This is a genomic window from Streptococcus sp. sy004 (assembly GCF_007859205.1).
Classification (GTDB): domain Bacteria; phylum Bacillota; class Bacilli; order Lactobacillales; family Streptococcaceae; genus Streptococcus.
Genome location: NZ_VOHP01000004.1, coordinates 38,224 through 51,086, shown reverse-complemented (window position 1 = coordinate 51,086; position 12,863 = coordinate 38,224). Strand labels below are relative to the sequence as shown.

Below are 12,863 nucleotides of genomic sequence, written 5' to 3'. Positions count from 1 at the left end.
TCTTACAAGTAAGACACCTGAGAGTTTTACTCCTTGGGTGAAGACCGTGGTCTTGCTTTCCTGATTTCGTCAATCGGTTTATTTAATTTATGAATTATTTTACTTCAAAATAGATTTTCTGTCAATAGGTTTCAAAAAAATGATTGTTTTTGAAAGAATTTGCTTGACAATGATAGAAAAAAAGGTATAATGAAACTGTAAACGATTGCAGTAGGAGGTGGTTTTATCTTAAAATCAGAGCGAAAACGACTGATTGTAGACAAGATTCACCAAGATGGTGTGGTTAGTTTAGAAACCTTGGTTTGTCTGCTTAATACCTCTGAATCAACAGTTAGACGTGATTTGGAAGAGCTGGCGGCAGACAAGTTGCTTAGACGAGTTCATGGTGGAGCTGAGCGCCTACCTAGTTTGCAAGAGGAATTAAGCAATCAGCAGAAATCTATCAAAAACATTCAAGAAAAAAAAGACTTGGCTCAAGTGGCTGCAAACCTAGTGAATGAAGGCGATGTTATTTTCGTTGATGCAGGAACGACGACAAACTGTTTGATTGAAGCTCTTCCTGAACTAAAGATGACCGTGGTGACCAATTCCATTCAGCATGCTAGTAAGTTGGTGGAAAAAGGTATTGAAACCATGATGATTGGTGGTATGGTTAAACCAATAACCAATGCCAATATTGGCAGCATGTCGGTTGAACAAATCAATCAGCTAAATTTTGACAAGGCTTTTTTAGGCATGAATGGGGTGAATGACTCTTATTTCACCACACCAGACTTGTCAGAGGCCTCTATTAAAACGGCGGTTATTAAAAATAGTCAGGAAAGTTACATTTTGGTTGATTCGTCTAAGTTGGATCAAACTTATTTTGTTAAGGTTGCTACAGTTGAGGAAGCAACTGTGATTACCAATCGGAGTTCTGTTTCGTTTGTACAAAAATTAAAGGAGAAAACAAGAGTTATTGAAGCATGATTTATACAGTAACACTTAACTCGTCCATCGATTTTATCGTTCGTCTAGAACAGTTAGCATTAGGTGGTGTGAACCGCATGATTAGTGACGATAAATTTGTTGGAGGAAAAGGAATCAATGTTAGTCGCATCTTGAAACGCTTAGGTGTTGACAATACGGCGACAGGTTTCATTGGTGGTTTCACAGGTCGCTTTGTTGAAGACGGACTTTTGTCTGAGAAAATTCAAACGGATTTTGTCTGGGTTGACCAAGACACTCGTATCAATGTCAAAGTCAAGGCTGATAAAGAAACTGAAATTAACGGAGCAGGTCCTGTTATCAGCTCGGAACAATTAGTTTCTTTGGAAGAAAAGTTATCTCAGTTGACAAGCGATGATGTGGTTGTTTTTGCTGGTTCTGCACCAGCCAATCTAGGTAATGAAGTCTATAAGCAACTCATTCCCTTAGTCAAGCAGACAGGAGCTCAGGTGGTTTGTGATTTTGAAGGGCAGACTCTCCTTGATTCCTTGGCTTATCAGCCCTTATTAGTTAAACCGAATAACCATGAATTAGAGATGATTTTTGGGGTTCAACTATCTGGTCTGGATGATGTTGAAACATACGCTAAGAAAATTTTAGACCAAGGTGCTCAGCATGTCATTGTTTCTATGGCAGGTGACGGTGCTTTGTTAGTGACGCCAGAGGCAACTTACTTTGCTAAACCAATCAAGGGACAGGTAAAGAATTCTGTTGGTGCTGGTGATTCTATGGTGGCTGGTTTTACTGGCGAATTTGTCAAATCAAATGATCCTGTTGAAGCTCTGAAATGGGGCGTGGCATGTGGAACGGCGACAGCTTTTTCAGATGATTTGGCAGAATTAGAGTTTATTAAAGAGATTTATCAAAAAGTGGAGGTAGAAAAATTATGAAAATTCAAGATTTATTGAGAAAAGATGTCATGATGCTTGATTTACAAGCAACGACTAAGGAAGCTGTCATTGATGAAATGGTCAAAGACTTGGTTGACAAGGGCTATGTAACAGACTTTGACACGTTTAAGGCAGGTATCGTTAAACGTGAAGAGCAAACGTCAACTGGTTTGGGTGATGGGATTGCTATGCCGCATAGCAAGAATGCAGCCGTGAAAGAAGCAACGGTTCTTTTTGCCAAATCTGCTAAGGGAGTTGATTATGAAGCTCTTGATGGTCAACCAACTGATTTGTTCTTCATGATTGCTGCTCCCGAAGGAGCAAACGATACTCACTTGGCTGCCTTGGCTGAATTATCTCAATACCTCTTAAAAGATGGTTTTGCAGATCAATTACGTCAAGCGACAACAGCAGATCAAGTATTAGCAGTATTTAACCAAGCAGAAGACAAGAAAGCAGAAGAAGTTGTGGCAAGCTCAGCAACAAATCAAGACTTCATCGTAGCAGTTACTGCGTGTACGACAGGGATTGCCCACACTTATATGGCAGAAGAAGCCCTTAAAAAACAAGCAGCAGAAATGGGTGTAGGCATTAAAGTTGAAACAAATGGTGCGTCGGGTGTTGGTAACAAATTGACGGCTGACGATATTGCTCGTGCTAAGGGGGTAATCATTGCGGCTGACAAGGCTGTTGAAATGGATCGTTTTAACGGCAAACCTTTGGTATCACGTCCAGTTGCTGACGGTATTAAAAAATCAGAAGAGTTAATCAACCTAGTCTTGTCAGGTCAAGCTGATACTTATACTGCCAAATCAGGTACAGCAAGTGTGAAATCAGAACAACCAACAAGCTTGGGTGGTGCTTTCTACAAACACTTGATGAGTGGTGTTAGCCAAATGCTTCCATTCGTTATCGGTGGTGGTATTATGATTGCCCTAGCCTTCTTGGTGGATAACATGCTAGGTGTCCCACAAGATTCTCTTGGTAGCTTAGGTTCTTACCATGAGTTTGCCTCAGTCTTTATGAAAATCGGTGGTGCAGCCTTTGGCTTCATGTTGCCATTATTAGCAGGTTACATTGCTTACTCAATCGCTGAAAAACCAGGTTTGGTATCAGGTTTTGTGGCAGGAGCGATTGCATCAAGCGGTCTAGCTTGGGGTAAAATTCCATTTGCAGCTGGTGGTGAAGAAACACTAGCACTTGCAGGGGTATCGTCAGGTTTCCTTGGTGCCCTAGTTGGTGGTTTCTTGGCAGGTGGTGTCATTCTTGTCTTGCGTAAACTTTTGGCAGGATTGCCACGCTCACTTGAAGGCATCAAGTCAATCCTTTTGTTCCCCGTTTTGGGTGTCTTCTTGACAGGTTTCTTAATGTTATTTGTCAATATTCCAATGGCTGCTATCAATACTGGTTTGAATAATTTCCTTGAAGGTCTATCAGGAAGCTCAGCAGTTCTTATCGGCTTAGTTGTTGGTGGCATGATGGCTATTGACATGGGTGGGCCAATCAACAAGGCAGCTTATGTCTTTGGTACAGGTACTTTGGCAGCATCTGTTGCTAATGGTGGTTCAGTTGTCATGGCAGCCGTTATGGCAGGTGGTATGGTGCCACCGTTGGCAGTCTTTGTGGCAACCCTTCTTTTCAAAGATAAATTCACTGAAGAAGAACGTGAGTCAGGTTTGACGAACATTATCATGGGTCTATCATTCATTACAGAAGGTGCGATTCCATTTGCGGCAGCTGACCCAGCTCGTGCGATTCCAAGCTTTATGGTCGGTTCAGCCCTATCAGGAGCTTTAGTTGGTCTTGCTGGGATTAAATTGCTAGCGCCTCACGGTGGTATCTTCGTTATTGCTTTGACAAGTAATGCCCTACTTTATCTTGTCTTTGTCCTTATCGGAGCAATTGTTTCTGGTATCCTATTTGGTGCCCTTCGTAAAAAAGCATAATATTTAGAGGTTAGGCAAATTGTCTTAACCTCTTTTTATCGTTAGTGTTTAGAAAGCGTTTTATTTTCTGATAAAAGATGGTACAATAAAGTTAGTGACAAGGAGACGATGATGAAAAAACGTGATAATGTGACTGTTTTACTTTATTTTGGAATTTTGGCTATGGGTATCATGGCCATGCTAGCCAGTATTTTTGTACCAAAAAAAGAGAGTAATCAAACTAATTCAACGACTCAGACGGCACGAATTGTGGCTAATGGGGATATTTTGCTTCATAATGTTCTTTATACCAGTGTTCGTCAGCCAGATGGCACTTATGATTTTGATGATTACTTTACCTATGTCAAGGACTGGATTAGTGATGCTGATTTAGCCTTGGGTGATTTTGAAGGCACAATCAGCTCAAATTATCCCTTGGCTGGCTATCCCTTGTTTAATGCCCCGCCAGAAATTGCAAAAACGATGAAAAAAGTCGGCTATGATGTGGTGGATCTAGCACATAATCACATTTTAGATTCTCAGTTGGATGGTGCTATTGAAACGGTGCAAACCTTTAAGCAAGAAGGGATTGACAGCATTGGGGTTTATACTAAAGATCGTGCCAAGGAAAATATCTTGATAAAAGACGTCAATGGTATCAAAATTGCTATTTTGGGCTATGCTTATGGTTATAATGGGATGGAGGCTAATCTGATTAAGGAAGAATATGAAAAACACTTGTCAGATTTAGATGAAAAAAAGATGAAGGCTGATATTGAAAAAGCCGAAAAAGAGGCTGATGTAACGGTCATTATGCCTCAAATGGGAGAGGAATATGCTTTGAAGCCTACGGCAGAACAAACACGACTTTATCGTAAGATGATAGATTGGGGAGCAGATGTGGTCTTTGGAGGCCATCCCCATGTGGCAGAGCCAGCAGAAACCATTGAAAAAGATGGTCAAAAGAAATTTATCATCTATTCTATGGGGAATTTTATCTCCAATCAAACCTATGAGCAGTTGGGCAACAAATGGACGGAACGTGGGCTTTTGATGGATGTGACCTTTGAAAAGACAGATGATGAAACCATCGTGAAAACAGTCAAGGCTCATCCAACCTTAGTTTGGGCTTGGGGCAAGGGAATTTATGGTGAAGAAGGCTATGAATACTTTGACTATCGTGTCATGGTTCTAGAAGATTTTATTAAGGGCGGTCGCTATCGTGACCAATTAGATCAAAGCATGCGACAAAAAGTTGATCAAGCCTATAAGGAAATGAATCGTTTAGTCAATTTAAAATGGTAAATAAAAGATGCGTTTACTCTACTAACACGTCACTTAATCAAGGATATAAAAAATGAGTTGCTTAGCAACTCATTTGTTTTATTTACCGAAAAGTCCTTTAACTTTGTCAAGGATACCGTTAACACCTTCGCCACCGCTAACAAGAGCTTTAGCTTGCTCGAAGTACTCACCTAGGTTGTCTTTGTTTTCATTGATAAAGTCTTGAGCTGCTGAAAAATCTTTTTTAGCAATCATGTCTTTGAGTTGTTCTAAAAGTTCTTGTGGTTTCATTTATATTACCTCTTTTTTCATTTACTTCTATTAAATCATAAAAAAGACTAAAAGTCCAAAAGTTTGCTTAAAGTTTTTGAGTTATTATGCTATAATGACTATAAAACGTTTGCAAAAATGTTTGGTTTAGAATAGAAAGGATAATAGAAATGTTTACTTGGTTTACAGAATTGTCAGTGGTATGGCAAGGTTTTTTGGGTGGCATGTTTACATGGCTTTGTACCATTATAGGGGCAGGCATGGTCTTTTTATTTAAGGATATTAGTCGAAAATTATTGGATACCATGCTTGGTTTTGCGGCAGGTGTCATGATTGCTGCTTCATTTTGGTCACTTCTAGCCCCATCTATTGAATATGCCGATGCTCTGTATGGCAGGTGGTCGTGGATACCTGCTGCTGTTGGTTTTTTGGGTGGAGGATTTTTTATGCGTCTGGTCGATTTTTTGGTACCACATTTGCATTTGGGGAATGAAGTGGATCAGGCAGAAGGTGGTGCTGAAAAAGAACGTAAAAAACTTTCAAAAATTACTTTACTTTTTCTAGCCATTACCATTCATAATATTCCAGAAGGTTTGGCGGTAGGAGTAACCTTCGGTGCCTTGGCAAATAATCCGTCACCTGCTGCTTTTATTGGAGCTGTAGGTCTGGCTATGGGGATTGGTTTACAAAATATCCCAGAAGGTGCAGCCTTAGCTATCCCAATCAGAACAGATGGCAAATCGAGAAAAACAGCATTTTTTTGGGGTGCCATGTCGGCTGTGGTTGAACCTATTGCTGCCTTGATTGGTGCTGCGGCTGTCATCTATATGACCCCAGTCTTGCCCTATGCCCTATCTTTTGCGGCAGGAGCCATGATTTTTGTGGTTGTGGAAGAATTGATTCCAGAATCCCAAACGCATGGTTATACTGATTCGGCAACCTTGGGTTTGATGCTTGGCTTTGCCATTATGATGATTTTAGATGTAGCTCTTGGATAAGGAAATAGACTAGGCTGATGCTTAGTCTATTTTTTTGCTTCTTTGAGGATTTGAATCTCCTTGATGATAATGTCTTCTTTTGGCTTATCTTGACTATCCACCTTGGTTTGGGCAATTTTATCAACCACATCCATGCCTGCTGTGACTTGACCAAATACAGTGTAATTACCATCTCCTTGTGGATAACCACCGTTTTGATAGGCTTGTATGATTTTTTCAGGATAGAGTTGATTGTTGAGTTGGTTGGTAACATTATCTTTGTTTTGGACAATGTAAAATTGACTGCCATTAGTATCTGGTCCAGCATTAGCCATGGCAAGTGCTCCACGGATATTGTAAAGATAGTCAGACACTTCGTTGACAAATCCATTTCCTGCATCGATAGAACTATCCTTACCATTCCAAATGGATTGTCCCCCTGTTCCATTTCCTTCTGGATCTCCTGACTGAATCATAAAGTTATTGATAACACGATGGAAGGTCAAGCCATTGTAATAGCCTGACTTGGCGTGGGTAAGGAAATTTTCAACGGCCAAAGGGGCATATTCTGGGAATAATTTGATGGTGATGTCACCAGCAGAAGTTACCAATTTTATCTGGGCTTCATTTTCTCCAACTTGATCGGAAAGTTGTGGGAAATCAGCCTTATTTAATACAGTTAGACGTTCTTCAGCTTCTTTTTGTGCTTGACTTGATGCAATATAGTCATCTCCCTTAATAGCACGATCCAAGCTAGTGCAAGCGGATAAAGCAAAAATACTAACAAAAAGAGAGAGTAGGGTAAAGCTTTTTTTCATAGAATTCCTTCTTTCTTTTAGGGTATAGATAGTTGAGTAATCTTTATTATAGCATAATGACAGAAAAAGTTTCTCACTTTGATGAGTAAACTTGACGAATATCAAACATCTTTTGATTTATTGTTATAAATATATTAAAATAATAGTCAACAGAAAAGAAGGGACGACTCTTTAGAGGGGAATAGTTTATTGGTAAAATGACATCAGTAATGGTGATGTCATTTTTATAGATAGACGATAAATAAAACGATGACAAAATCAAAGAAACAAAAAAAAGGACGAACACGTCGTCCAACTAAGGCTGATTTGGAACGCCAAGCAGCCATTAGACGTTTATTAACGGCATTATTAACAGCTTTTATTTTCTTTTTTGCGATTTTTCAGCTAGGTCGTTTTGGCGTGACCACCTATAATCTCATCCGTTTTGTCGTCGGGAGCTTGGCTTATCCAGTCATGTTTGCCTTGCTAATTTATTTATTCGGCATCAAATGGTTGAAACAAATGACAGGCTTAATAAGTGGTAGCTTGATTTTTTTCATTGGCTTGTTATTGGAATGGCATGCTTATCTTTTTAGTCTAACGAATTTGGCTCGACAAGATGTCTTTGCGGGAACCTTTGACCGTTTAACCAGTGATTTGCTAACGTTTCAGACCAAACAATTTGTTGGTGGTGGTTTATTGGGTGCCTTGATTTACAAGCCTGTAGCCTTTCTATTTTCCAATATTGGTGCCTTTTTGATTGGTGGTTTATTTATCCTGTTAGGCTTGTTTTTGATGAGTCCTTGGGAATTGTTGGATCTCATTAATGGCTTTAAAGTCAGATGGGCTAAATGGCAGGCTGCTCATGAATTGAGAAAGCAAGAACGTTTTTTGGAGCGTGAGGAAAAACGACAAGCTCAAGCTAGTCTTTTGGCTGAAAAGATAGCAGAAAAACAAGTCGTTTTTGAAACCGGAGAAATTCTTGAACCTCAGAGTGTTATGTCAGAAGCTGAAATTATCTCGTATGAAGACGATAGTCTTTGGCAAGAAGAACCAGTTTATGACGAGGAATGGTTAGCAGAATCGATAGTTGATGATGAGAGAGATTTTGCTTTTACGACCAAGGAAAACTTATTTTATCAACTCCCTAATCTAGATTTGTTTGCGCCTGATAAACCCAAAAATCAAAATCGTGAAAAAAAATTGGTTCGAGATAATATCAAGATTTTGGAAGAAACCTTTGCCAGTTTTGGCATAAAAGTTGTAGTGGAGCGAGCAGAGATTGGGCCTTCTGTAACCAAGTATGAAATCAAACCAGCCGTAGGGGTTCGAGTGAATCGTATTGCCAATTTGGCGGATGATTTAGCTTTAGCACTAGCTGCCAAAGATGTGCGCATTGAGGCTCCTATTCCAGGGAAGTCCTTGGTCGGTATCGAAGTGCCTAACTCAGAGATTGCCACCGTGTCGTTCCGTGAGTTGTGGGAACAATCAAAAACCGATCCCAAAAAACTCTTGGAAGTTCCCTTGGGTAAAGCAGTCAATGGAACCGCAAGGAGTTTTGATTTGGCTCGCATGCCCCATCTCCTAGTGGCAGGATCTACAGGTTCTGGTAAGTCAGTTGCAGTTAATGGTATTATTTCCAGCATCTTGATGAAGGCAAGACCAGATCAAGTTAAGTTCATGATGATTGATCCTAAAATGGTAGAATTATCTGTTTATAATGACATTCCCCACCTTTTAATTCCTGTTGTAACTAATCCTCGAAAAGCGAGCAAGGCCTTGCAGAAGATTGTGGCTGAAATGGAACATCGTTATGAGTTGTTCAGTCAGCTAGGTGTTCGCAACTTGGAAACCTATAATAGTAAAATTGAGGCTTACAATGCTCAATCTGATCAAAAATATATTCCCTTGCCACTTTTGGTGGTCATTGTTGATGAATTGGCAGACTTAATGATGGTGGCTAGTAAGGAAGTTGAAGATGCTATTATTCGTTTGGGTCAAAAAGCGCGTGCCGCTGGTATTCACATGATTTTGGCAACCCAACGCCCATCGGTTGATGTAATCAGTGGTTTGATTAAGGCTAATGTCCCATCGCGAGTTGCCTTTGCTGTGTCTAGTGGGACAGATAGTCGTACGATTTTAGATGAAAATGGTGCGGAAAAACTTTTAGGACGAGGAGATATGCTTTTTAAGCCCATTGATGAAAACCATCCAGTTCGCCTGCAAGGTTCTTTTATTTCAGATGATGATGTCGAACGTATTGTCAACTATATTAAATCTCAGGCAAGGGCAGATTATGACGAGAATTTTGATCCGGGTGAGGTGTCAGAAGATGAGATGAGTGGATCGTCTTCTGGGCAAGGTGATCCCTTGTTTGAAGAGGCCAAGCGTCTTGTTATTGAAACGCAAAAGGCAAGTGCTTCAATGCTTCAACGTCGCTTGTCTGTTGGCTTTAACCGTGCTACTCGTCTGATGGAAGAATTGGAAGAAGCTGGTATTATTGGTCCAGCCGAAGGCACGAAACCTCGTAAAGTTTTACAAAGTTAAAATAAATAAGGTTGAAACAACATTGTTTCAACCTTATTTTAAAAGAAAAATCATTACCAACATGCCCAAGTAAAAAACTAAAGTGACCAGAAAACCAGTTCGCCAAAAAAGTTTGAAAAAAGCCTTGTAAGAAAAATAGTTGGGCTGTTTGTTTAAGAGCCAAAAGCTCACAAAGATAGCCAACAAGGATAATAAAATCAAATAATGGGGTAACAGAGAATGGAGAAAAAATTGTTTAGAGAGAAAAAAAGCAGCAACTGAGAGAGCTGGGAAAGCTAAATCAGGAAATTTCAGCCCCAGTCTATGTAGTTGACAAAATTTAGTGATTAGGAAAGATACTAATGGAATTAAAACAAAGAGAGCTGTAGCCACAATTTTATAAATCATCATATCCTTATTGTAGCTTGAAAAAGCGAAATTGTAAATGCAAATGCTATAATAAAGAGGTGAAATTAAAGAAAAAAACAATTCCAAGCCCCCTGGGTCAGCTCCTTATTATTGCTGATGACAAGTCTCTATACACCTTGACTTTCAGTGATAGTTCCAACCAATCCAGTTTACTGAAAAAAATCTGTCGGCAGACAGGTGCTATTATTGAAGAGGGGACAAATGATGTGATTGAGCAAGTCATCATAGATTTGCAGGCTTATTTTGCTGGCAAGTCCGTGTCCTTTAATCTGTCAATGACCTTGATTGGCACAAGTTTTCAGCAGACAGTCTGGCAGCTATTGTCAGTGATTCCTTATGGGGAAACAGTGAGTTATAAAGAATTGGCTCTTCAATTAGGAGATATCAAAAAAGCACGAGCTGTTGCCAATGCTTGTCGGCAAAATCCAGTTTTAATTCTTATTCCTTGCCACCGTGTCATTGCCAGTAATGGCAAACTAGGTGGTTATGTGGCAGGTTTGACCAAGAAAATGAATTTATTAAATCTTGAAAAAGAAGCTCAGTGTAATTTTTTTAAAAAAATCAAGTAAAATTCTTGCAAAAAAAATTAGGATAGGTTATACTGAGAAAGTATGCTTTAGGGCATATCTGTGGGAGGTAAAAATCTATAATTACCGCCAAAACCACAACAGGAGGATTTAGAAAATGGCTAAAAAAGTCGAAAAACTCGTTAAACTTCAAATTCCTGCTGGTAAAGCAACACCAGCTCCACCAGTTGGACCAGCACTTGGTCAAGCAGGAATCAACATCATGGGATTCACTAAAGAATTTAATGCTCGTACAGCTGATCAAGCTGGCATGATCATCCCAGTAGTTATCACTGTTTATGAAGATAAATCATTTGATTTCGTAACAAAAACACCTCCAGCTGCAGTTCTTTTGAAGAAAGCTGCTGGTGTTGAAAAAGGTTCAGGTACACCAAACACGACTAAAGTTGCTTCAGTAACTCGTGCACAAGTACAAGAAATTGCTGAAACTAAAATGCCAGATTTGAACGCTGCTAGTCTTGAAGCTGCAATGCGTATGATCGAAGGTACTGCTCGTTCTATGGGATTCACTGTTACTGACTAATAGTAAGCCCCATTTACCCGCAAGACTTCATCAGCAGATGAGCGACGTGGGAGATGAAAATCGTTAAAACCACATACAAGGAGAAAGAAAAAATGGCTAAAAAAAGCAAACAACTGCGTGCTGCACTTGAGAAAATCGACAGCACTAAAGCTTACAGCGTAGAAGAAGCTGTAGCACTTTCAAAAGAATTGAACTTTGCAAAATTTGATGCAACTGTAGAGGTTGCTTACAACCTTAACATTGACGTTCGTAAAGCTGACCAACAAATCCGTGGTGCAATGGTATTGCCAAACGGAACTGGTAAAACAGCTCGTGTCCTAGTTTTTGCGCGTGGAGCTAAAGCTGAAGAAGCTAAAGCAGCAGGTGCAGACTTCGTTGGTGAAGAAGACCTAGTTGCTAAAATCAACGATGGTTGGATGGACTTCGATGTTGTTATCGCAACACCAGATATGATGGCTCTTGTTGGACGTCTTGGACGTGTCCTTGGACCACGTAACTTGATGCCAAACCCTAAAACTGGTACAGTAACAATGGATGTTGCTAAAGCAGTTGAAGAGTCTAAAGGTGGTAAAATCACTTACCGTGCTGATAAAGCAGGTATCGTTCAAGCGATTATCGGTAAAGTATCATTTGACGCTGACAAACTTGTTGAAAACTTCAAAGCTTTCAACGATGTCATGGTTAAAGCGAAACCATCAACAGCTAAAGGAACTTACATGACTTCTATTACCATCACAACAACTCAAGGTGTTGGTATCAAAGTTGATCCAAACTCATTATAATCTATTAAAATCTCGTCTTTGGACGGGATTTTTTCTTATTTTTCTATGATATTGATTAAGAAAAAGACAGGAGAAAATTTTATCTAGTTGTGACTAGGTAAATGCGTTAAAATATGGTAAAATAATAAGGATAAAACAAGGAGTAAAGAAATAGTGAAACCAAAATATAAGCGTGTATTGATTAAGTTGTCCGGCGAAGCTTTGGCAGGTGAAAAAGGGATTGGTATCAATCTACCAACCGTTCAAGAAATGGCTAAAGAAATTCAAGAAGTAGCAGCATCAGGTGTGCAGATTGCCTTGGTTATCGGTGGTGGTAATCTTTGGCGTGGTGAACCGGCTGAGCAAGCTGGCATGGATCGTGTTCAGGCTGATTACACTGGAATGTTGGGAACTGTGATGAATGCTCTTGTTATGGCAGATAGTTTGCAACAGTATGGCGTTGACACACGCGTTCAAACGGCAATTGCCATGCAACAAATTGCTGAACCTTATGTGCGTGGTCGTGCCTTGCGTCATTTAGAAAAAGGACGAATTGTTATCTTTGCTGCAGGAACAGGTTCTCCTTATTTTTCTACAGACACAACAGCAGCCCTTCGTGCAGCTGAAATTCAAGCAGATGCCATTCTTATGGCTAAAAATGGTGTTGATGGGGTTTATAACGATGACCCTCGCAAGAATGCAGATGCTATTAAATTTGATGAATTGACTCACATGGAAGTTCTCAAACAAGGCTTGAAGATTATGGATTCAACGGCTAGCTCTTTATCGATGGATAATGACATTGACTTGGTTGTCTTTAATTTAAATGAGTCAGGTAACATCAAACGTGTTGTTTTTGGTGAAAATATCGGAACAACGGTTTCAAATAAAAAAGGATAAAAGGAAA

At 39.7% G+C, this 12,863-nt stretch carries 12 protein-coding genes and 1 pseudogene; 10 read left to right on the top strand and 3 right to left on the bottom strand.

All coding sequences use genetic code 11. The features are described from left to right. Positions 1–225 precede the first annotated feature (225 nt). The 4 genes and pseudogenes from FRX54_RS04650 to FRX54_RS04635 form a co-directional block, all read left to right on the top strand. The gene (locus FRX54_RS04650; protein WP_146461541.1) at positions 226–969 is read left to right on the top strand and encodes a DeoR/GlpR family DNA-binding transcription regulator; all 744 of its coding nucleotides are present in this window, start codon (positions 226–228) and stop codon (positions 967–969) included. Then, positions 966–1,877 (top strand): 1-phosphofructokinase, encoded by a 912-nt coding sequence (gene pfkB / locus FRX54_RS04645; protein WP_146461539.1) that lies wholly within the window; start codon positions 966–968, stop codon positions 1,875–1,877. Before FRX54_RS04650 ends, pfkB begins: the two co-directional genes overlap by 4 nt. Then, positions 1,874–3,823, top strand: coding sequence for a fructose-specific PTS transporter subunit EIIC (locus FRX54_RS04640; protein WP_146461537.1), 1,950 nt, complete (start codon positions 1,874–1,876; stop codon positions 3,821–3,823). The genes pfkB and FRX54_RS04640 overlap by 4 nt, the downstream gene beginning before the upstream one ends. 228 nt (positions 3,824–4,051) lie before the next feature. Beyond that, positions 4,052–5,107 (top strand): annotated as a pseudogene (locus FRX54_RS04635) (CapA family protein); the annotation flags it as partial. Positions 5,108–5,185: 78 nt separating this feature from the next. On the opposite strand, the gene FRX54_RS04630 reads toward FRX54_RS04635, so the two are convergent. Further along, positions 5,186–5,377 carry a hypothetical protein gene (locus FRX54_RS04630; RefSeq protein ID WP_146461533.1) on the bottom strand — a complete coding sequence of 64 codons (192 nt, stop codon included), beginning with the start codon at positions 5,375–5,377 and terminating at the stop codon, positions 5,186–5,188. A 149-nt stretch (positions 5,378–5,526) separates the two neighbouring features. Here FRX54_RS04630 and FRX54_RS04625 point away from each other — a divergent pair, with 149 nt between their 5' ends. Continuing rightward, on the top strand, positions 5,527–6,354 hold the full coding sequence (locus FRX54_RS04625; protein WP_146461530.1) for a ZIP family metal transporter: 828 nt from the start codon (positions 5,527–5,529) through the stop codon (positions 6,352–6,354). Positions 6,355–6,380: 26 nt separating this feature from the next. Here FRX54_RS04625 and FRX54_RS04620 read toward each other — a convergent pair whose 3' ends face one another. Next, positions 6,381–7,151 (bottom strand): peptidylprolyl isomerase, encoded by a 771-nt coding sequence (locus tag FRX54_RS04620; RefSeq protein ID WP_146461528.1) that lies wholly within the window; start codon positions 7,149–7,151, stop codon positions 6,381–6,383. Positions 7,152–7,400: 249 nt separating this feature from the next. On the opposite strand from FRX54_RS04620, the gene FRX54_RS04615 reads away from it, so the two are divergent. Continuing rightward, positions 7,401–9,677, top strand: coding sequence for a DNA translocase FtsK (locus FRX54_RS04615; RefSeq protein ID WP_146461525.1), 2,277 nt, complete (start codon positions 7,401–7,403; stop codon positions 9,675–9,677). Between the two features lie 33 nt (positions 9,678–9,710). Here FRX54_RS04615 and FRX54_RS04610 read toward each other — a convergent pair whose 3' ends face one another. Beyond that, the gene (locus tag FRX54_RS04610; protein ID WP_261379151.1) at positions 9,711–10,064 is read right to left on the bottom strand and encodes a DUF3397 domain-containing protein; all 354 of its coding nucleotides are present in this window, start codon (positions 10,062–10,064) and stop codon (positions 9,711–9,713) included. 59 nt (positions 10,065–10,123) lie between these two features. Here FRX54_RS04610 and FRX54_RS04605 point away from each other — a divergent pair, with 59 nt between their 5' ends. The 4 genes from FRX54_RS04605 to pyrH all read left to right on the top strand — a co-directional run bounded on the left by FRX54_RS04605 (position 10,124) and on the right by pyrH (position 12,856). Further along, positions 10,124–10,654: a methylated-DNA--[protein]-cysteine S-methyltransferase gene (locus FRX54_RS04605; protein ID WP_146461521.1), complete on the top strand. Its 531-nt coding sequence runs from the start codon at positions 10,124–10,126 to the stop codon at positions 10,652–10,654. Between the two features lie 115 nt (positions 10,655–10,769). Beyond that, positions 10,770–11,195 carry a 50S ribosomal protein L11 gene (rplK, locus tag FRX54_RS04600; RefSeq protein ID WP_146461519.1) on the top strand — a complete coding sequence of 142 codons (426 nt, stop codon included), beginning with the start codon at positions 10,770–10,772 and terminating at the stop codon, positions 11,193–11,195. Positions 11,196–11,287: 92 nt separating this feature from the next. After that, a complete protein-coding gene (rplA, locus tag FRX54_RS04595) occupies positions 11,288–11,977 on the top strand; it encodes a 50S ribosomal protein L1 (RefSeq protein ID WP_146461518.1) in 690 nt (229 codons plus the stop codon). A gap of 150 nt (positions 11,978–12,127) precedes the next feature. After that, entirely contained in the window at positions 12,128–12,856 is a 729-nt protein-coding gene (pyrH, locus tag FRX54_RS04590; RefSeq protein ID WP_146461516.1) for a UMP kinase, read from the top strand. The last annotated feature ends 7 nt before the right edge of the window (positions 12,857–12,863 follow it).